We start from the raw sequence: 19,254 nt of genomic DNA, 5'->3' as shown, positions 1-19,254 counted from the left end.
CTTCAAAATGTTATTCTGCGGCACCAATGCGCTGGCAGATGGCCTGATACAGTGCATCGGCGCAGGTATCGACCTGGTCGTTGACCAGCTTCAGGGTGAATTTATCCTGCTGGGCCAGCTCCTTCTGGGCGGTGGCAAGACGTTCCTGAATGCTCTCCTCGGTCTCGGTGCCGCGGCCCCGCAGACGGCGCTCCAGCTCCTCCACCGACGGCGGCAGCAGGAACACGGTGGTCGCGCCCGGGAACATGCGGCGGATGTTCGCTGCGCCGTGCACATCGATGACCAGAACGACCACCTTCCGGGCTGCAAGGCGCTTGTCCACTTCCTCGCGCAGGGTACCGTAGTAGTTGCCGTTGTAGAAGTTGTGCTCCACCACCTGATCGTTCTCGATCAGCTGCTGGAACTGCTCCCGGGTGCGGTAATAATAATCCACGCCCTCCTGCTCACCGGGACGCGGTGCGCGGGTGGTGGCGGAAACAGTCTTTTCGATCTCCGGGTGTGCTTCGCGCAGTGCCTTCACCACGCTGTCCTTGCCGGTACCGGCCGCGCCGGAGACCACAAACAAATATTTATCGTTCGCCATGGGTCTGTTCCTCCTCTGTTGGTGTTTTGCCCTCCTGCCCTGCCGCACGGTTGGCCACCGTTTCCGGCTGAAGCGCCGAGAGCACCACATGATCGGAGTCCATGATAAGCACTGCACGGGTGCTGCGGCCATAGGATGCATCGATCAGCATTCCGCGCTCCCGCGCTTCCTTTACAAGGCGCTTGACCGGGGCGGAGTCCGGGCTGACCACTGCCACCACACGGCCTGCACTGACCATATTGCCAAACCCGATGTTGATGAGCTTCATAAACCCCTCCGAATTTTCTGTATCACTCCAGATTCTGGATCTGTTCGCGGATCTTTTCGATCTCCGCCTTCATATCCACCACGATGCGGGTGATATCCAGATCCTGACACTTGGAGCCGATGGTATTGGTCTCGCGGTTCAGCTCCTGCGTCAAAAAGTCCAGCTTGCGGCCCACCGGCTCGTCCAGCTTGAGGATATCGCGGTACTGCGCAATGTGGCTGCGCAGGCGCACCGTCTCTTCATCCACAGCGGTCTTATCGCCAAAAATAGCGGCCTCAGTCAGCACGCGGGCATCGTCGATATCGCGGTCCTCCAGAATGACCTTGAGCTTCTCGTACAGGCGGTTGGTGTAGGCTTCCACGCGGCCTGCGCTCAAAGTCTCCACCCTGCCCACGCACTCCTCGAGGAAGTTCAGGCGGTTTTCCACGTCTGCCTTCATCTTGGCACCCTCGGCGGCGCGCATCTCCACAAAGCGGTCCAGCGCCTGTGCGGTAACGGCAGAAACATCTTCCCACAGCTGTTCCTCGTCCACATCCGCGTGGCGGGTGGTGAGCACATCCGGGAAGCGGGTCAGCACACCCGCAGAGATATCGTTCTTGACACCCAGCTGTTCCGAAATATCCCGCATGGCCTGCTGGTAGCTGCGTGCCAGCTCCATGTTGACGGCCACCACCGTATCGGCAGCGTCCACATTCTGCACGGTCATGCTCAGCTCCACCTTGCCGCGGGAAATGCGCTCGTTGAGCTGCTTTTTCAGGCGGCTGTCCAGATAGCTGCAGGTGCGCGGGATGCGCGAAGAATACTCAAAGTAGCGGGAATTCACGCTGCGCAGCTCCACCGTGATCTCACGGCCATTGCGCACAGCAGTCCCCCGGCCAAAGCCGGTCATGCTTAAGATCATAACGCTCTCCTGTTCTTACATTTTCAGTGTTTCAGCTTACAAGTTTCGGTATACGTATCCGCCTTTGGGTACACAAACCCATGTTACGATACATATAGTTTCATTTTACTATTCTTCGGCCCAAAATTCAAGGTGCACTGTTGCGTGCCGCCGCCAAAACCGGCCGCAATACACGGTGCAAAGCAAAAAAGCTCTGATACAAAATCTTCCGATCCTGTATCAGAGCCTGTTTCAGTTGGTTTTATATACGCAGGTCACGCTGTTCTGCAGCAGATTTGCGTTCAGCAGTGCGCGCTCCACCCAGTGGATATTGTCCGCAATGGTATCGCGGGAGACACCGTATTCTGCCGCAATGTTCTCCATGCTGCGGTACTCGCGGCGGTAGAGCAAAGTCAGCACCAGCTTATCCTGCATTGTGATCTTGGTAAAATGCGGCCTGCGCCGGTGCTCCTTGCAATAAGCCGCATTCAGTGCTTCCAGCATCTGGGCAAATTCCTTCCGGGTGATGCCGAAGGTAAATTCATAATCCTGCTCTGTAAATTCCGCAAGGCGTTGTACCGTGATGCTTCTCATGCAGATCACCTCTTCTTTTTCCGGGGATGCCCGGGTGTCGGCTGCATCCATTTTGATTCATTATAAAATGGATGGATTTTCATGTCAATGAGCCGCCGCCCATTTTTGGGGCCAGATCCGGTGCAAAACACAAAAAGGAGCCTCCCGCCGCAAAAGCGGGAAGCTCCGGAATCCGTTATGAAAAATCAGACGGGATGAGACTGATTGGTGTAGTCCACATGGTCGCCGTCCACGCCCTGCTTCTTGGCATTGCGCTTTTCAAAGAACTTGGGTGCCACCTGCGGGAACATTGCGTAGGTCAGCACATCCTCTTCCTGCGTTGCCCACTTGGCAGCCTCTGCCTTCAGCTTGTCCATCTCAGGAGCCAGAGTATCAGCAAAGCGGCAGGTAATGGGCTGCTCGTCGCCCAGGATCTTCTTGGTGAACTCGGGCTTGATGGGAGCGGGAGTCTTGCCGTAATCACCGTGGACCAGACCCTTGAACTCCTTGGTGACCATCTTGTAGCGCTCGCCCAGGATCACATTGAACACAGCCTGCGTACCAACGATCTGGCTGGTGGGGGTGACCAGCGGCGGATAGCCTGCATCCTCGCGGACGCGGGGGATCTCTGCCAGCACTTCGTCCAGCTTATCTTCCTTGCCGGCATCCTTCAGCTGTTTGAGCATGTTGGAGAACATGCCGCCCGGCACCTGATACAGCAGGGTGTTTGCATCCACGCCCAGGCTCTTCGGGCTGATCTGGCCGTTGGCAATGTACTTCTCGCGCAGCTTTGCAAAGTATGCGCGCACAACGTTCAGCTGCTTCAGATCCAGACCGGTGTCGTAATCGGTGCCCTGCAGGGCAGCGACCAGACTCTCGGTGGGCATGTGGCTGGTGCCCAGGCTCAGGGGGCTCATGGCGGTATCGATGATGTCGGCACCTGCCTCGATGCCCTTCAGGATGGACATGGAAGCCAGACCTGCGGTGTAGTGGCTGTGGATATCAACAGGGATGCTGACGGTCTCCTTCAGCTTCTTCACCAGATCGTAGCAGGTATAGGGGGTCAGCAGACCGGCCATATCCTTGATGCAGATGGAGTTTGCGCCCATCTCCTCCAGGGTCTTGGCGTAGGCTGCAAAGTACTCGTTGTTGTGCACGGGGCTGAGGGTGTAGCTGATGCAGCCCTGCACATGAGCGCCTTCCTTGTTGGCTGCCTTGATGGCGGTCTGCAGGTTGCGCGGATCGTTCAGTGCATCGAAAATACGGATCACGTCGATGCCGTTTGCAACAGACTTCTGCACAAAGTACTCAACGGCATCGTCTGCGTAGGGGCGGTAGCCCAGCATGTTCTGGCCGCGGAACAGCATCTGCAGCTTCTGGTGGGGCAGCTCCTTGCGCAGGATGCGCAGGCGCTCCCACGGGTCTTCGTCCAGAAAGCGGATGCAGCTGTCGAACGTAGCGCCGCCCCAGCACTCCACGGAGAAGTAGTTGATCTTATCCATTTCCGGCAGGATGGGACGCATCTCATCCATGGTCATGCGGGTGGCCAGCAGAGACTGGTGGGCATCGCGCAGGACGACCTCAGTAACCTTGATCGGCTTTTTGGCCATGATTGTCACCTCTCCCTTAGTTCATGGAAACCAGAACGTCACCGGAGTTGACGGTGTCGCCCTTGTTGACGTTGATGGAAGCCACAGTGCCATCCTGCGGAGCAACGATCTCGTTCTCCATCTTCATGGCCTCCAGGATCACCAGCACGTCGCCAGCCTTCACGGATGCACCGGCCTTGACCTTGACATCCAGAATGTTGCCGGGCATGGGAGCCTTGACGGCAACGGCACCAGCAGCGCCTGCAGCAGCCTTGGGAGCAGCAGCGGGAGCCGGAGCAGCCTTAGGAGCAGCGGGTGCGGCAGGAGCTGCAGCAGCAACCGGAGCAGCACCAGCGGCAGTCTCCTCCACGGAGACGCTGTAAGCAACGCCATTGACGGTAATATTGTAGTACTTCATGGAAGGATCCTCCAAATCAAAATCGTATCAAAAAGATTTATACAGACGATTACAGAGCCATGTTGCCGTGCTTCTTGGGCAGGCGGGCAGCACGCTTGGTGCTCAGCAGTTCCAGTGCGGCAACAACGCTTGCACGCACATTGGCTGCATCGCAGGTCAGGTCAGCAGCGCCGCAGGCAACTGCATTTGCTGCGCTGCACACCTCGGCGGTGTAAGCAGCAGCCTTTGCGTTGGTGGCTGCAATGATGTTGTCGGAAGCATCGATCTCTTCCTTGTACAGGACGCTGACCGCTGCGCTGGGTTCCAGTGCGCTGACGGTGCAGCCAGCCACGGCAATGCGCAGATCGGCAGCAGCCAGAGCGGTGTAAACAGGGCCGACGGCCTTGCCAGCCAGCACAGCCACCTTTGCGGTGGTAGCGTCGGCATAGGTAGCAGCCAGACGGGCAGCCTCACGGATGCCGCCTGCAATGTCATCGGTCGCGCTGGGCACAAAGCCCTCGGTATCCACAATGGTGATCACCGGCACGCTGAAGGCATCGCACAGGCGCACAAAGCGGGAAGCCTTGGCCACGCAGTTGTGGCACAGGGTCTTGCCGGTGGCCACAACGCCCACGGCGTTGCCGCCCACGGTGGCAAATGCAGTGTAAACAGACTTGCCAAAGCCTGCATACAGCTCCACAGCGCTGTCCTTATCGACCACGGCAGCAGCAGCCTTTGCAGGCTCTGCACCGGCAGCCAGAGCAGCAGTGGGCTGCTCGAACTCAAAGATCGCAGGGCCGGTCAGGTTGTTGGCCGGCAGCAGGCCCACGATGTGAGCAGCCTTCTCGGCAGCTTCCTCAGCAGTGGGTGCCACAATGGCGGCCACGCCAGCCTTTGCAGCGGCGGCTGCGGTGCCGGCATCGGCCACCTTGTCGCCCTTGGCAGCAGAGGTGAACGGAGCGGTGAAGAACAGCTCTGCGCCCTCAGCCATGATGCAGACATCTGCATTGGCAGCGCTCAGTGCGCTGGTGCCGCCGCAGACACCCAGAACAACAGCCACCTGCGGGATCACGCCGGAAACCTTTGCGATCTGCGCATTCAGCTTTGCGCTGGCGGTCAGTACGTCCAGACCCTCAGCCAGCTTTGCGCCGACGGAGTTATAGAAGGTGACGACCGGGCAGCCAGTCTGAGCTGCCATCTCCAGAACCTTGATGTTCTTTTCAACATCCTTTACGGTAACAGCTTCGCCGTTCTGGTAAACAGCGTAAGCCTGCTGACCTGCCGCATAGCCGCAGGCAGCGCTCACTGCACCGTCAGCAAACAGTGCAGTGTATTCCCCGTCATCAAAAAACTTGGCGAGGATTTCTCCCTTATTGATCTTTGAAGCCATGGTAAGACCTCCTGGTTGTCTGTGTGAGCTTTCAAAATTAGTCTTATTATACTGAATTTTCCATAAAAATGCAAGAGATTCTATAAAAGTCCATGCGAATCAACATCTGTCGCGCAAAGTTCTACAATTTTTTAACGATTCATCGTTCCTCCGCTTTCTCGCCTTTTTGCGGGCATTTTGCGCCGCACACTCAGCTGCCAAAAATTCTCTTTTAATTTTGTGGATTCTGTCTGCCCCTGCTGCATTTTATTTTATAAGAAGTTATGTTACACTATATTTAATATGTAAATTTTTTTCGCAGAACAGCCCGCCGGGAAGCTTCGGGGCGGGTCATTTTGCAGAATATAAAAGGACGGCCATGTCAAATTGAAAAATCTGCTCACTTCACTCCGCGCCTCCAACGAAACCTACAACTCCATGAAACACTCCGCCCGGGCTATCATCCGCCGCGCCGAGATCCCCCTGCTCGCGGTCATCGTCCTGTATAAGGCTGCAACGAACCTGCTGTTCGTCCCCCTGATGCAGCAGCTCTGGTCGCTCACGCTGCGGTTCGCACCCATGCACTACCTGAGCAACAACAACGCTTCCGATATCTTTTCCTCCCCTGCGATCATCCTGTGCATCACGCTCATTGCCATCCTGACCGCGTTCTGGGCGCTGTATGAGTTTTCCGTCCTGCTGCATGGGCTGGATCTTGCCCGCAAGGGCGAAACGATCCGCCTGCCTGCCCTGCTGCGCACCTCTCTTGCAGATATCCGCCACGCATTCCTGCCGCAAAACTGGCTCGTTCTGGTCTACAGTGCCGTGCTGATCCCGTTCACCAACTTCTTCCTCGCCTATAACTATATCACGCAGCTTGCCGTGCCGGAATACATCATGGGTGTCATCCGGGCAAACAGCCGGTATTACCTGCTCTATCTGGCTGCCGGTGCCGCCTTGCTGTTCCTCTGTGTCAGCTGGGTGCTGGTGCTGCCGCTGTTCGTGCTGGAGCGCAAAAGCCTGTGGCAGTCGGTAAAGGAAAGCTTTTGCTGCATCCGCAGGCGCGTCTTCCGTGCTTTTCTTTTGCTGCTGCGCTGGAACCTCTCGGTCGTCCTGCGTTCCCTGCTGCTGACGGCAGCGGTTGCCGTGCCGCTGTACGGCATCATCATCGCGGTCGGGCTGCAGAGCACACAGGCCATGTTTGCACTGTCCCGCGCGGCGCTGGCCATTGAGATGCCTTTCTTCCAGTTCCTGATCGACTGCGCCATCACCATGGCGCAGTGCACGATCCTCGCCATGCTGCACTGCCGCCTGCGGGAGTCTCTCCCCTCTGAGCCGGAGCCGGTCCAGAGCGGAAAGCATCACCGTTCCACCGGCAGGCTGCTTCTGGGTGCATCGGTTGCGGGTGCTACTCTGCTCACCTTTGCGCTGGCATTCTGTTACCTTGCCCTGCCCAGAGACGACGAGCTGCTCTCCATGCTGGGCGGCGTTGCGCCGGTAGTCACCGCGCACCGCGGCTACTCCGCTGCCGCACCGGAAAACACCCTGCCCGCTTTCCAGCTGGCCATCGATCAGGGCTGCGAGTGGGCCGAGCTGGATGTGCAGATGACCAGGGACGGCGTGGTCATGGTGACCCACGATACCAGCCTGCGCCGCTGCACCGGCCGCAACGAGAACATCTACGACCTGACCTATAACGAGGTTCGTAAGCTGGATGCCGGGCGCTGGTTCGGCCAGAAGTACACTGGTGCCAAAGTTCCCACACTGGAAGAAGTGCTGGACCTGTGCAAAGGTAAGATCCAGCTGAACATTGAGATCAAGCCCAATGCCGCCACCCCGGAGCTGGAAGCGGAAACCATCCGCATCATCCGCGAAAAAGGCTTTGCACAGGACTGCACCATCACCTCGCAGAGTTATGAAACCCTCTGCAAGGTCAAGGAGCTGGCACCGGAGATCCGGACCGGCTATATCCTTGCACTGGGCGTGGGCAGTTATTACGATCTGCCTGCCGCAGATTTCTTCAGCGTACAGTCCACCTTTATCACCTCCGGTATGGTGCAGCAGATCCATAAGCGCAGCAAGACGATCTCCGCATGGACCGTCAACCGCGAAGAGGATGCCAGCGAACTGCTGAGCATCGGCGTGGACGACCTGATCACCGATAAGCCGGATATGATCCAGCAGCTGCTGAGCGAGGATGCCGACCTTGACAACAGCCTCGTCCTCCTGCGCGACTTCATCCGTGACCTGTTCGCTCCGTCCGATGTCGATGAACCCACTCCTGAGGAAGAGACCATCGAAGAAGCCATCGAGGACCCGGACGAATTGCTGGATGCATCGTAATCGCGGCAAAGATCAAGTATTCTGTTAAACTAGCCGTACACACATAAAAAGCCCCCTGCCAGTTCATCACCGGCAGGGGGCTTACAAGTTTACCTGATCCAGTTTTATCAAGTAAGATCATTCCGGTTCGGTAAGCTTGGATCTTTACGAAGCAATTTATTTCATAAATCGGTGCTGTGAACAAATCACTTACATTCCTTCTTCATAGCAGAATAGCCGATGAGAACGGTCCACACATAGGCGCAGGTCTTGGGGATCATCAGCATACCGATCATGGGGACGGTATTGGCCCAAAGAACAACGGGAATGTAGAAACCGAAGCTCAGCACGATGGTCAGCCACATCCAGCGGAAAGCCGCGTCGTTATGCTCCTTGGCGCTGCGGTAGAACAGCACGATGATCAGCAGGCCCATCAGTGCAAAAGGAATGTTACGGTAAATGCCCCAGGACAGCGGGGATTCGGCGCTCAGCCACTGGTTCTGCGGCATCATGCACAGGATAACACGCACGGCAGCCAGACCGTAGATGGCGGCAGTCAGGCCATTGTTGCCCTTGACCCGGTAGCGCTCACGCCATACATAGTACAGCAGCACATAAAAGACAGTCATTGTCACAGAGGTGATCCACTTACCCAGACCCAGAGGAACGGTAAAGTTTTCAAAGCCCGTGGTGCACAGAGCCAGAGCACGGGGAATCAGATGGAACGAGTCGCCGGCACCCAGAACGACAGCCATCAGACCGAACAGCTTGAACTGGTGGTTGCCCTTGCAGCCACAAATCATCAGGATACCGATGGTGATGACGGATACCAGATACACAGCATCAAAAACAGTTTCTACGATTGCTTGCATAGTTGATTGCTCCTTGTTGATAGATTAAATTGATTGTAACACTGCATTTTTTGCAGGGCCGACTTCGTTTTTACGGTCATCAAGGGCTTGCTCGGCAAAGTTGCATCCAAAGCGCAGGATGTTGAAGCTTGCATTCCTCCACACAAGACAGGCGAGCAGCAACAGGATATTGCGATGAACTTTCCTATGAGTGTCTCCCTTGAGTGAACAGTGTTCATTTTGGACATTATAAAATTCCCACAGCAGTGTGGGAAGAAAATGCAGTCAATATAAGGTTCTGCGCACGATTTCCAGCACAGCGGCGGGGTCGTAGTCCTGCCGCAGCAAGGCAGACAGCATCAGCGAAAATAGAACATCGGCAAATTTTTCAACGGTGAATTGCGCATTAAAAGCGTCAGGACGGATTTTGGTATCCTGTTGCAGCACCGTACACAGACCATTTAAGATATGGTGCCAGATTTGCTGCATGTGCCGTTTGCCATCGGCCTTGTCCTCCTGCATAAAGCCGAGAGAGTGCAGTGTGAAGAATCCAGGATACTGCTCACAGCCGTAGGCCATGCGCTCGTACATCCATTTGACACAGGTCTGCACATCCTGAAATACAGCCTCGTCCTGCGGGCGGTGGAAAATTTCGCACCAGACGCTCTCGACCGTGGCGCTGATAAGCTCAGCCTTGGAGTCATAATAGTTGTAGATCGAGCCGACCGAGACCCCGCATGCCGAGGCGACAGAACGGATACTGACCGCCGCCCAGCCCTTTTCCCGGATAAGCTCACGGCTGTTTTTTAAGATATCTTCCTTGGAGGTTACGATTGTATTCATGTGGTCACCCTCAATATGAACAATGTTCATTTTTATTATACTGCCCGTTCTCACTTTGTCAAGAGGATTTCATAAAAGGTTTATATTTTGCGGATTAAGACATTGAATGCAAACTTACAAAAATCATAAAAGGAGTATATGTATGATGCCACCTTACTGTCGATTCAGTATCATCTATTTTCGATAATGTCAGGGCATTTTCTTAATGTCAATAATGTCAAAAAGCCCCGGAAAGAAACGTAAACTCGTAACTTTCCGGGGCTTTCAAATTATTCTCAAATGTTAAACCGAACCAGTGATCCGGGTGGCTCCACAATGAAGTTTTCCGCGGCTTAGTGTCAAACTAATGTCACAGCGCGATTTTTCTTTCGATTTTGCTCATAGCAACGTTGAAAGTTCGCGTAATTTCATTATTCGAGCTCAATGGTTGCCGGCGGCTTACCGGTGCAATCATAGAACACGCGGTTCACATGCTTGACCTCATTGACGATGCGGCTAGTGACAGTGCCCAGAACATCCCAAGGCATATTGTAGCTCTCCGCAGTCATGAAGTCGGTGGTGGTCACAGCACGCAGCGCCACAGCGTAATCATAGGTGCGCTCGTCGCCCATGACGCCCACACTGTGCATGTTGGTCAAGGCTGCATAGTACTGGCTGATCTCCTTATCCAGACCTGCCTTTGCGATCTCCTCACGCCAGATCGCGTCGGCATCCTGCACGATAGCCACCTTCTCCGGGGTCACTTCGCCGATGATGCGGATGCCAAGACCCGGGCCGGGGAACGGCTGACGGCTGACCAGATATTCGGGCAGGCCCAGCTCACGGCCAGCCTGACGCACCTCGTCTTTGAACAGGTTGCGCAGCGGCTCCACCAACTCCTTGAAGTCCACGGTGTCGGGCAGACCGCCAACGTTGTGGTGGCTCTTGATAACAGTGGACTCACCGCCCAGACCGCTCTCAACGACATCCGGGTAAATGGTACCCTGTGCCAGAAAATCCACCTTGCCGATCTTCTTGGCCTGCTCTTCAAACACACGGATGAACTCTTCGCCGATGATCTTGCGCTTGCGCTCCGGCTCGGTAACACCAGCCAGCTTTGCAAAGTAACGTTCGCGGGCATCCACACAGATAAAGTTGATATCAAAGCCGTTGGCATTGCCCGGGCCGAATACAGAGCAGACCTCTTCCTTCTCGTTCTTACGCAGCAGACCGTGATCCACGAACACGCAGGTCAGCTGCTTGCCGATGGCCTTAGCCAGCATAGCTGCCAGAACGGAGGAATCCACGCCGCCGGACAGGGCGCACAGCACCTTGCCATCGCCGATGCGCTCACGCAGGGCCTTGACGTTGTTTTCCACAAAGGAGTCCATCTTCCAGTCGCCGGTGCAGCCGCAGACGTTGTACACGAAGTTGCGCAGCATCTTCTTGCCTTCCGCAGTGTGCAGCACTTCCGGATGGAACTGGACCGCGTACAGGCCCTTCTCGGCGTTCTCTGCCGCAGCTACCGGGCAGTTGACCGTGTGAGCAGTGATCTTAAAGCCGGGCGCTGCCTGCTCAATATAGTCGTTGTGGCTCATCCAGCAAATGGTGGAGGGCTGCACATCGGTGAACATCTTGCTGTTCGTGTCCACGAACACCTCAGTCTTGCCGTACTCGCGCTCCGGTGCGCGGCAGACATGGCCGCCCAGCAGATGCATCATCAGCTGGCTGCCGTAGCAGATGCCCAGCACAGGCACACCCCAGTTGAAGATCTCAGGGTCGATCGTGGGGGAATCCTCCAGATAAACGCTGTTGGGGCCACCGGTAAAGATGATACCCTTGGGGTTCTTTGCCTTGATAACCGACAGATCGGTTTTATAGGAATAGATTTCACAGTAGACATTGTTCTCGCGGACGCGGCGCGCGATCAGCTGATTGTACTGGCCGCCAAAGTCCAGCACGATGACAGTTTCATGCTGCATGAAGTTCTCTCCTCCCTTATCCATTCAATGTGTTTCTACAGATAAAATCAGTATAGCACATCTGCCAAATAAAAGCGACATCATTTGTGAATTTTCCTGTTTTTATTTTTCACGTATGGGATGCCGCAACACCGTTTTCAGTGTTCCCGGTGCAGCGCGGCGAGGATCACTCAGATAAATTTCGTGGTGGAAGCGTGTCTCTGAAAAATCAAGCATATACCCCTGCTCTACGGCAAAGGCATCCATCTGCGCCAGCGTTTTCGGTTCTTCATCATAAGGGCCGATATGCAGGCACTGAACGCAAAGTCCCTCGTCATAGGTCAGGAATTCCGCCTTGGAAAAATCCTTTTTCTTTTTTGCCGTTGCTTCCTGTACGGCCCAATCAAACGCTTCCGGCGTCACGAATTCTGGCAGTCGGATCATGGATGTCCACTCAAATGTTTCTTTATGTGCATAGTCAACGCCATCCACGCCCTTCTGATGCCACAAGCCCTCCAACGGTGGAACCACATATTCAAAATAGCCGTCCATCTTGTGGCTGCCCTTATAGCTCATTTTGATGGTGAAAGCAATGCCGTACAGCACTCCCATAGCCTCCTGATAGGCTCCACCCGGAGCATTCGGGTCGCCCTTGCCGTGCACTGCCACAAAATTCATACGCGGTATCGTAATCAGATGCGGTTTTTTCGGCGGGAGATAAAATTCCCTGTACTCTTTCTTATAATCAAACGGCATTACTCTTCACACCTTCCAGAAGTTCTCGCTGCTTCTTTTTGCTGAATTCCCTCAGCACCAGCCGATAGGACTTTTCCAGCATTTCCTTTTTCAGTATACCAGAACAACCTTGTTTTGTAAACAAAGAGTTGTGACATGCCGCAAAAAAATCCCCTGCCCTTACAGACAGAGGATCTAAAACAAAAAGAGACCTTCCCACTCTCCGGAATGGGAAGGTCTCTCGTAAGTTTAACCTTTAGCCTTAGGAAAGGCGCGAAGGGCCAAAATCACTCAATGATCTTGCCAACAACGCCAGAACCAACGGTACGGCCACCCTCACGATACTTTAATCCCGTTTTATCTCATATTTTTTATGGTTTTCTCTCCAAAATACAGTGAAAAACAGCTGAATTGCACCACCTATTTTGATTTGCCTGATTTCTTGGCACCGTTTTGGCACCGGAGAATACTCAAACCGATTCTCTTCTGTAGATACTAGATACTTCTCTACCAACTTTATATTGCACCGGTAATTTTTAACTGTTATAATCGAAACATGGGTGCTACCATAACGGTAGGCGGTTAGTCCTTCTCCAGAGGGACTGTGACCCTCTGATTACATAGAAACCTGTAAAGGAATCCAGTGGAAAGGAGGGCTAAGCCAATGAGTATTGTGGACTTCATAGCAGTAGTGAGCTTCGGCTTAACCTGCTTTAGTATCGGATATACATTAGGCAAAGATAATCATAAACCACAAAAATAACCGCCCCAGCCTGCAAACTGAACGGTTATTTTTGTAATCAATAAGTATGTGGACTAACCGTCTATCGGTAGCACTCTTTTTCTATAATCATATTAGCACGCATCTGTGGAAATGTCAAAAATTTTCTTCTTTCTCAACTACATCTATTTCCATACATTTTTACAACCTATTTCAAGTGTTCCTCAAAAATTGATTCGAGTTCCTTATTCCCCCTCAAGAATTCATACTCTTTCTTATTTTCAATTTCCGAATACAATTCACGAACAAAATTTTTTCCAAGTCCCGAAAAAGCTTTTCCCTGTGCAGTATCTTCATACCTGTAATACAAAGGGGATTGTGTCATATTCCAAGGCTTCTGTGATTCACTTAATAATCGCTTAATTAACTGGATACATTTTTCTACATCTTTTCGATATCCAGCAATCAGCAGATATGGAACTGTGTTGCCATAATTCCATAGTCCAAACAATGATATCATGTGATCTGTAATCTCAGCAATTTTCTCTGCTTTATCATGATTTCCTGTCTCTTCTTCCATTTCTATTAACTTATACAAGTAGCTTTGGATATTGATAACTGCCTGTAGCAATTTCCCTTCTAAGAATAATGCAGCAGTATCTGTTCCTTCCTGATGTGCTAATACACTTGTTTTCATAATCGTTGCATCAATTACAGTATCAGGAATTTTTTTCAAAAGGGCATTTGCTTCTTCATATTTCTCCATTTGGACATATTTTGTTGCAAGTATAAAAACGCTTGAATTTCTCACTCTTTCATCCTGACTATCTGCTGTTCGTTCCAGCCACTCAATAATAGCTGTATTATATTCCATTCGTTCTTCGTCATTAAGATCTGACAAAGTCAAAGATCCGTTCAGAACGGTTGCGATCGTATATATTAATAAGTCGCAATGAGGATACTCCTGTATTTTACGAGATGCCATCTCGAAAGCCTCTGTAAAGCTGTCCAATGAAACTTCCGAAAGTTCATTCACAAATTGTCCAATCTCTTTTTCTGTCAATTCTTCATGAAACGAAAACAATTCATTCATATCAATTTTCAATAGTCGTGCCAAAGCTGGAAGTAATGAGATACGGATATATGGTAACGCTGTATCAGCTCAAAGAATATCTGTAAACTTGGGTGCTGCCCCTTGTTCTCAATGTTCGCAAGGTAGCGCGGCGAGATAAACATTTCGTCGCCTACTTTCTTGCGGCTTTCCTTGCGTCCTTCACGCGCTGCCTTTATCGCTGCCCCAAAAGCCTTGAAGTCGTATTTTGGTACTGGTCTTTTTGCCATAGTTATTCACCCTCTTACATTTTACTGTTCCCCTTTCTTCTTGGATATGTCTACATAGTTCTATCAGTTAGCCAAAATAATTCATATATATATATGTTGACAACAAGCTGCTTTTGTATATAATATTATATAAAAGGGGGGGAATGTTTATGTTACATAGCATGCGTATTCGATAAGCATTGAAATCAAAAAAGATTTTTCCCATTTTCAATATGGGCTTTTTTGTCATGCTTATTTTGCGTATGCTATACAACAAAACTAACGACGTATAGACATAGTATAAAAACTATGCCTTAATTTTGTTGTAGTATTATATGTATAAATGCAGGTCAATGCTCATGTTGAGAATTGACCTGCATTTTTTTGCGCAAAAGGAGAAATATTATGCTTGAAAAATATTGGATAAAATGTCCAATTTGTAACGGAAAGACGAGGGTTCAAGTATTTTATAATACGGTATTAAGAAATTTTCCTCTTTTCTGCCCTAAATGTAAATTAACGCATATCGTTGATGTTGAAAAACTAGAAATCATAATCAAAAACTCTGAAAAACAAACTTTTTAATTTTGAAAAGGAAGGATATTTAAATGAAACACTTACCTAAAAGTACACCTACGGAAATATTGAATGACCCATACGGATTTACTTACAAAGAAATGTCGGAAGTAATTGGAGAGGATAAAGCAAGAGCCTTATATACGGAATTGTATAAACAGCCATTTCACAAAGAAAATCTATCAATATCAACAAAAAAAGTCTATAAAAGTAGCGATACTGAAAAGTATGTTTATGAATTGAAAGATAACAGGTATATTGAAACGGTTTTTATTAAACGGCGAGATGGTGGGACTGTTTGCGTAAGTACGCAAGTTGGTTGTTCTGTTGGCTGTATTTTTTGTGAGTCCGGACGCAATGGTTTTGTTCGTAATCTAACACCGTCTGAAATTGTGCAGCAGGTTGTATTGATACGTCAAAAAGTAAATCGTATCGTTTTTATGGGAATGGGAGAACCTTTATTCAATTACGACAACTTGATTGCAGCAATCCATATTCTTCGAGATAGAAATGGACTTAACTTTCCAACCGACGGCATTACCGTATCAACAGTTGGTCCAGTTAATCAATTAAAAAAATTGCGCGAAGAACATCTAAAAATTCAGTTGACAATATCTTTACATGCAGCAACACAGGCTGCGAGAAACTGTATCATTCCTCATATGCACATGTACGCTATTGAAGATGTTGTTAAGCAAGCATTGTCCTATTCTCAAAGGCATAATCGAAAAGTGGTATTTGCGTATTTGCTTTTACCAGGTATAAATGACCGTTCCTCAGATATAAGGCAACTTGCAAAATGGTTTAAGGGCAAAAATGTTATGATTAACGTGCTGCAATACAACCCGACGAGTAATTCAAAAATTAGAGCACCACAAAAACAAGAAATGGTTGCGTTCAAACATCAATTAGAGCAAACAGGACTTGAAGTTACCATGAGAGTTTCTCATGGTAGAGAGATTAAAGCAGCTTGTGGACAGTTAGCTAATACATATAATAAAGCCAAAAAACAACAGAAATAATTTAATTAAAAGAGCCAGACGCACAGACGCAGAGCCGATAATATGCAGTTTGAAATACTGCTGTTATCGGCTCTTTTTTGATTTTAATTTGTGCCCCTAATAACCATATTGGAGCAAAATCAGAACTGTTGCTTGTCGTTCTTTGATTTCCGCAGCAGCTTTGAAAAATCAAAGCCGCCGTTTCTTTTTATCTTCTAATGAAATGACGCGGTATCACTGTTAAAAGCGGCGGCTAAAGGAGGTAGCCGCCATGAAGCACATACCCTATCGACAAAATCCGACGGTCATTGACATATCAAAAAAAGCCCGACCACCGCCGGGAACCTCTCTACCCTTGACTATGAACTGTCTAATCATCTAAATACTGCTTACAATACCTATACGCCTGTCCGGGCTTTTCGGACAGGCGTATTTTGCTGCTCAAAAAATTTTTTGAAAAAATTTCAAAAAATCTTCGGCGTTTTTCAAAAACGCCGTATTGCCCCGCGAAAAGGGGGAAGCACCACCAACTTTCCAACGAGAAAGGAGGTGAGAATGTGGAACCTAATAGCAGGGAGTTTTACAAACAATGTGCTTTTCAGAAGTTTCAACACCATTTCTTCTGCACTAGCTTTTATATTATTCATCAGTCTAACCCACTTCGTCCGATTCTGTACCTTTAATTCTTCAGTTACGCCCTGTTTTTCTGCCATCTGTTCCATAAGCATTTCCACCTGCTCTCTGCTCTCCTGATCAATTTGATTCAGGTGTTCCGTCAGCTTTCCAGTCAACAACAAATATTGATATTTTGCTAATCTGTGTTCCTTCAGAAACTGTTTCCTCAGCATTCCATATTTCCCATATATCGGTTCTTCTTCATTCAATACCAAATCCGGCAAATAATAATCTCCATGCAAAGTATAGCTTAATCCGTTCTTTTCATCATAAATGTGTGTTTCCATAATCTTATCTCTCCATTTCTCTGTTTTTTGATTTAGTTTTCTTACGCTGCTGATTCTCCATCTCGCTTTTTTTCATTCCCCATGCCAATCTTTCATGAATATTTCCCTTCGGCATTTGTTCCATCCGTCGCTTTTCTTCCAGGACTTTCTCGTTTTGAATATCCTGCTGTACTGCTGTATCTACAGTTTCTATTCCAAGAACACGCACAACACGATCATACCTATCAGAAACACCTTGTAATATATCTTTTTCTTCTGACAATTTCTGATTATCTTTACGTATATCATCCAGTTCTCTCTGAATAGCATTATATTTTTGTTTCACCTTTTGATATTTTCTCTTCCAACCTTCCACCTCTTTCGTAAGTTCTTTAACCTGAGCCGCCATTACAGCAACCTTATTCTTTATTTGAAGAAACAGTGGTTTAATTTTTTTATCTCGATAGGTTACTGCCCGTTCTAGCGTGCCCGCCTCCGGCAGTAACATTTTAACCGTTCCATATTCTTTGATTTCTTTGCTCACACTATCCATAATCGGTTGTAGCTGTTCTCTGCGATCTTCCAGGCTTTTTAGTTCTTTTTCTGCGCTCCCTGCCTTTTGTTCTGCTTCTTGCTTCGCCTTGATTGCCTGTTCCTTATCGTCTTTTAAATTCTGGATATCTGCTCTGGATTCTGCAATTTGTGCTGTTAATTCTTCTTTTTCAGCAGTTAGATGCTCTTTCTCCTGCTCCAATTCCTGTACTTCCTTTTTCCGTTCTTTTTTCTTGAAGTTATAGACATCCAGATGTTCCTCATGAGTACCTTTCTGTTCCCATTCAATTCCATACTGCTTTGCAGTCTCTGCCAGAACTTCTTTTTCATGATTTATCCACTGATTCAGTTCCGTATCATGCTTATTTCCACCTTGAAATCCAAGACTTTTTAATGCCTGTTTCAGTGAAACTCTGGTATCCATTCCTTTTCCTTTCCAGTCCGTCACATAAGGAATAAAATCAATATGGAGATGTGGAGTAGCCTCATCCTGATGCAGATAGCAACTAAATACCCGAAGTGTCGGATTCCGTTTCTGGAAATCTTTTACATACTCATCCAGTACGTTTACAGCCAGATCTCCTGCTTCTGTTCCAACAGCCATATCTTCTCGGTTTCCAATCTGGAAAATCACTTCATGGAACAACTTTTCCTGTTTTCCTTGGCGAATCTTTTCATAATAATTTGTAATCTGCCGATCTTTTCTTTTCCCGACATTATACCGTTCTACAGCTTCATCAAACAGCTCTTTATAGACTTCTTTCAGATTCTCATTCCGGTAACAAATATTTAATTGCACTCTGTCTGGATCAACATTTTCTGCTATAAAATCTCGTCTGTTATGAGCCAGAGACCCTGTCCCGATCATACCACTGATTGTTCGTTTCATCGTCATATTCCTCACCCCGCTTTCTAAAACCAGTGCCAGACATGGCACATAAATTTGTATCTTTGCCAGCTATAGTATAAAAAGAAATATTCGCCGGATACGGCGGTTTTGTTACTTTTGTCAAAAGTAACGCAAAAGCACTTTCGACAGCCGTACCGTCCATCAAAAGTACCCTTGCGCCCTCCGGGGGTACAGAGACCTTTACTCCGGTATCCTTGCCCGAATATATTCCAAATCACCACAATACGGTGTCCCTACAAGATACCATTCTCTTGCAGGATTCATTTCCATTCTGGTCTGAACCCATTCATCATCAAGCAACACTTCCAGGCATTCTCCACAGTGAAATCCTGTATCAATCCATAGATCTGATGATAATAATCCATATCTTTTGTTATAACTGTTATATCCTAATCTTCCTTCTCTCATTGTGCCAATCTCCTTTCATCTACCGTTTCCGCAGGGGCGCCCTGAATCAGGGCTCCCTTTTGAAAATTCTCTTCTACGCCAGTCAACTCCCGACTACACCTTACCAACATTCTCCTTGTCTGCTATCTACAGGTGCGTGACACGCTCCTGTAATAAAGTGTTCAGAAAGAACCTTTACCATCGAAAGTTCTCCGGTATTCCCCGTCTGTCCAGATATTCCTTCCGGAACTTTTCTCTTTCTTCTTCCGTTGGTGCTGTTTTGGATTTGCTGTATACTTCACGATTCACCATTGCATCCAGTTTTTTCTCCAATCCCAACCGTATTATTTCTTCACCATCGTAGTTATCCATCAAAAAATATTGCAAGAGCTGAAAGAATAACTCGTATGGAATCTGTACACTTTTATTTTGCATCTATTCTCCTTTCAAGGTAGCAAGATCCCCTCTTCTTAAGAAATGGTAATCTTGCCATCTT

General features: G+C 49.3%; 18 protein-coding genes and 2 pseudogenes. 3 read left to right on the top strand and 17 right to left on the bottom strand.

Features of this window, described 5'->3' with window-relative positions; translation table 11 throughout:
- Positions 1–10: 10 nt before the first annotated feature.
- From gmk to ACGHUK_RS05525, 7 genes are all read right to left on the bottom strand, one after another.
- Positions 11–583 carry a guanylate kinase gene (gene gmk, locus ACGHUK_RS05555; RefSeq protein WP_390575409.1) on the bottom strand — a complete coding sequence of 191 codons (573 nt, stop codon included), beginning with the start codon at positions 581–583 and terminating at the stop codon, positions 11–13.
- Positions 570–851: a DUF370 domain-containing protein gene (locus tag ACGHUK_RS05550; protein WP_097777947.1), complete on the bottom strand. Its 282-nt coding sequence runs from the start codon at positions 849–851 to the stop codon at positions 570–572. Before ACGHUK_RS05550 ends, gmk begins: the two co-directional genes overlap by 14 nt.
- A gap of 22 nt (positions 852–873) precedes the next feature.
- The gene (locus ACGHUK_RS05545; RefSeq protein WP_097774851.1) at positions 874–1,752 is read right to left on the bottom strand and encodes a YicC/YloC family endoribonuclease; all 879 of its coding nucleotides are present in this window, start codon (positions 1,750–1,752) and stop codon (positions 874–876) included.
- 231 nt (positions 1,753–1,983) lie between these two features.
- Positions 1,984–2,325 (bottom strand): transposase family protein, encoded by a 342-nt coding sequence (locus tag ACGHUK_RS05540; RefSeq protein WP_118528073.1) that lies wholly within the window; start codon positions 2,323–2,325, stop codon positions 1,984–1,986.
- A gap of 185 nt (positions 2,326–2,510) precedes the next feature.
- Positions 2,511–3,914: an oxaloacetate decarboxylase subunit alpha gene (locus tag ACGHUK_RS05535; RefSeq protein WP_005940236.1), complete on the bottom strand. Its 1,404-nt coding sequence runs from the start codon at positions 3,912–3,914 to the stop codon at positions 2,511–2,513.
- A 16-nt stretch (positions 3,915–3,930) separates the two neighbouring features.
- Positions 3,931–4,311, bottom strand: a complete 381-nt coding sequence (locus ACGHUK_RS05530) for a biotin/lipoyl-containing protein (protein WP_005940233.1) — start codon at positions 4,309–4,311, stop codon at positions 3,931–3,933.
- Positions 4,312–4,360: 49 nt separating this feature from the next.
- The gene (locus ACGHUK_RS05525) at positions 4,361–5,680 is read right to left on the bottom strand and encodes a carboxyl transferase domain-containing protein (protein ID WP_005940230.1); all 1,320 of its coding nucleotides are present in this window, start codon (positions 5,678–5,680) and stop codon (positions 4,361–4,363) included.
- Positions 5,681–6,046: 366 nt separating this feature from the next.
- On the opposite strand from ACGHUK_RS05525, the gene ACGHUK_RS05520 reads away from it, so the two are divergent.
- A complete protein-coding gene (locus tag ACGHUK_RS05520; RefSeq protein WP_390575407.1) occupies positions 6,047–8,002 on the top strand; it encodes a glycerophosphodiester phosphodiesterase family protein in 1,956 nt (651 codons plus the stop codon).
- 185 nt (positions 8,003–8,187) lie between these two features.
- Here ACGHUK_RS05520 and ACGHUK_RS05515 read toward each other — a convergent pair whose 3' ends face one another.
- The 6 genes and pseudogenes from ACGHUK_RS05515 to ACGHUK_RS05490 form a co-directional block, all read right to left on the bottom strand.
- Entirely contained in the window at positions 8,188–8,853 is a 666-nt protein-coding gene (locus ACGHUK_RS05515) for a hypothetical protein (RefSeq protein WP_390575404.1), read from the bottom strand.
- Positions 8,854–9,117: 264 nt separating this feature from the next.
- Positions 9,118–9,675: a TetR/AcrR family transcriptional regulator gene (locus tag ACGHUK_RS05510; protein ID WP_097781913.1), complete on the bottom strand. Its 558-nt coding sequence runs from the start codon at positions 9,673–9,675 to the stop codon at positions 9,118–9,120.
- Positions 9,676–10,085: 410 nt separating this feature from the next.
- Positions 10,086–11,636 carry a glutamine-hydrolyzing GMP synthase gene (gene guaA, locus ACGHUK_RS05505; protein WP_044953447.1) on the bottom strand — a complete coding sequence of 517 codons (1,551 nt, stop codon included), beginning with the start codon at positions 11,634–11,636 and terminating at the stop codon, positions 10,086–10,088.
- A 102-nt stretch (positions 11,637–11,738) separates the two neighbouring features.
- Positions 11,739–12,371, bottom strand: coding sequence for a GyrI-like domain-containing protein (locus ACGHUK_RS05500; protein WP_097781920.1), 633 nt, complete (start codon positions 12,369–12,371; stop codon positions 11,739–11,741).
- Between the two features lie 908 nt (positions 12,372–13,279).
- Positions 13,280–14,164, bottom strand: coding sequence for an XRE family transcriptional regulator (locus ACGHUK_RS05495; protein ID WP_226799365.1), 885 nt, complete (start codon positions 14,162–14,164; stop codon positions 13,280–13,282).
- 32 nt (positions 14,165–14,196) lie between these two features.
- A pseudogene (locus tag ACGHUK_RS05490) lies at positions 14,197–14,412 on the bottom strand (helix-turn-helix domain-containing protein); the annotation flags it as partial.
- Between the two features lie 384 nt (positions 14,413–14,796).
- On the opposite strand from ACGHUK_RS05490, the gene ACGHUK_RS05485 reads away from it, so the two are divergent.
- Positions 14,797–14,976 (top strand): cysteine-rich KTR domain-containing protein, encoded by a 180-nt coding sequence (locus ACGHUK_RS05485; protein ID WP_002588768.1) that lies wholly within the window; start codon positions 14,797–14,799, stop codon positions 14,974–14,976.
- Between the two features lie 23 nt (positions 14,977–14,999).
- On the top strand, positions 15,000–15,989 hold the full coding sequence (rlmN, locus tag ACGHUK_RS05480; RefSeq protein ID WP_002569187.1) for a 23S rRNA (adenine(2503)-C(2))-methyltransferase RlmN: 990 nt from the start codon (positions 15,000–15,002) through the stop codon (positions 15,987–15,989).
- 584 nt (positions 15,990–16,573) lie between these two features.
- Here rlmN and ACGHUK_RS05475 read toward each other — a convergent pair.
- The 4 genes and pseudogenes from ACGHUK_RS05475 to ACGHUK_RS05460 all read right to left on the bottom strand — a co-directional run.
- Positions 16,574–16,930: pseudogene (locus tag ACGHUK_RS05475) on the bottom strand (TnpV protein); the annotation flags it as partial.
- 4 nt (positions 16,931–16,934) lie between these two features.
- On the bottom strand, positions 16,935–18,350 hold the full coding sequence (locus tag ACGHUK_RS05470; protein ID WP_015541741.1) for a plasmid recombination protein: 1,416 nt from the start codon (positions 18,348–18,350) through the stop codon (positions 16,935–16,937).
- A gap of 201 nt (positions 18,351–18,551) precedes the next feature.
- Positions 18,552–18,779: a DUF5348 domain-containing protein gene (locus ACGHUK_RS05465; RefSeq protein ID WP_008373546.1), complete on the bottom strand. Its 228-nt coding sequence runs from the start codon at positions 18,777–18,779 to the stop codon at positions 18,552–18,554.
- Between the two features lie 174 nt (positions 18,780–18,953).
- Positions 18,954–19,193 (bottom strand): hypothetical protein, encoded by a 240-nt coding sequence (locus tag ACGHUK_RS05460; protein WP_008793133.1) that lies wholly within the window; start codon positions 19,191–19,193, stop codon positions 18,954–18,956.
- Positions 19,194–19,254 lie beyond the last annotated feature (61 nt).

Origin of the sequence: Faecalibacterium sp. i25-0019-C1, assembly GCF_042854225.1 — a bacterium.
Lineage (GTDB): Bacteria > Bacillota > Clostridia > Oscillospirales > Ruminococcaceae > Faecalibacterium > Faecalibacterium taiwanense.
Note: the sequence above shows the minus strand (reverse complement) of the source record. Positions and strands in the feature narration are given on the sequence as shown.

What these genes read in the sequence shown, in the direction of transcription:
- gmk (WP_390575409.1), bottom strand. Translation starts at nt 583, where the DNA reads ATGGCGAACGATAAATATTTGTTTGTGGTCTCCGGCGCGGCCGGTACC.
- ACGHUK_RS05550 (WP_097777947.1), bottom strand. Translation starts at nt 851, where the DNA reads ATGAAGCTCATCAACATCGGGTTTGGCAATATGGTCAGTGCAGGCCGT.
- ACGHUK_RS05545 (WP_097774851.1), bottom strand. Translation starts at nt 1,752, where the DNA reads ATGATCTTAAGCATGACCGGCTTTGGCCGGGGGACTGCTGTGCGCAAT.
- ACGHUK_RS05540 (WP_118528073.1), bottom strand. Translation starts at nt 2,325, where the DNA reads ATGAGAAGCATCACGGTACAACGCCTTGCGGAATTTACAGAGCAGGAT.
- ACGHUK_RS05535 (WP_005940236.1), bottom strand. Translation starts at nt 3,914, where the DNA reads ATGGCCAAAAAGCCGATCAAGGTTACTGAGGTCGTCCTGCGCGATGCC.
- ACGHUK_RS05530 (WP_005940233.1), bottom strand. Translation starts at nt 4,311, where the DNA reads ATGAAGTACTACAATATTACCGTCAATGGCGTTGCTTACAGCGTCTCC.
- ACGHUK_RS05525 (WP_005940230.1), bottom strand. Translation starts at nt 5,680, where the DNA reads ATGGCTTCAAAGATCAATAAGGGAGAAATCCTCGCCAAGTTTTTTGAT.
- ACGHUK_RS05515 (WP_390575404.1), bottom strand. Translation starts at nt 8,853, where the DNA reads ATGCAAGCAATCGTAGAAACTGTTTTTGATGCTGTGTATCTGGTATCC.
- ACGHUK_RS05510 (WP_097781913.1), bottom strand. Translation starts at nt 9,675, where the DNA reads ATGAATACAATCGTAACCTCCAAGGAAGATATCTTAAAAAACAGCCGT.
- guaA (WP_044953447.1), bottom strand. Translation starts at nt 11,636, where the DNA reads ATGCAGCATGAAACTGTCATCGTGCTGGACTTTGGCGGCCAGTACAAT.
- ACGHUK_RS05500 (WP_097781920.1), bottom strand. Translation starts at nt 12,371, where the DNA reads ATGCCGTTTGATTATAAGAAAGAGTACAGGGAATTTTATCTCCCGCCG.
- ACGHUK_RS05495 (WP_226799365.1), bottom strand. Translation starts at nt 14,164, where the DNA reads ATGAATGAATTGTTTTCGTTTCATGAAGAATTGACAGAAAAAGAGATT.
- ACGHUK_RS05485 (WP_002588768.1), top strand. Translation starts at nt 14,797, where the DNA reads ATGCTTGAAAAATATTGGATAAAATGTCCAATTTGTAACGGAAAGACG.
- rlmN (WP_002569187.1), top strand. Translation starts at nt 15,000, where the DNA reads ATGAAACACTTACCTAAAAGTACACCTACGGAAATATTGAATGACCCA.
- ACGHUK_RS05470 (WP_015541741.1), bottom strand. Translation starts at nt 18,350, where the DNA reads ATGAAACGAACAATCAGTGGTATGATCGGGACAGGGTCTCTGGCTCAT.
- ACGHUK_RS05465 (WP_008373546.1), bottom strand. Translation starts at nt 18,779, where the DNA reads ATGAGAGAAGGAAGATTAGGATATAACAGTTATAACAAAAGATATGGA.
- ACGHUK_RS05460 (WP_008793133.1), bottom strand. Translation starts at nt 19,193, where the DNA reads ATGCAAAATAAAAGTGTACAGATTCCATACGAGTTATTCTTTCAGCTC.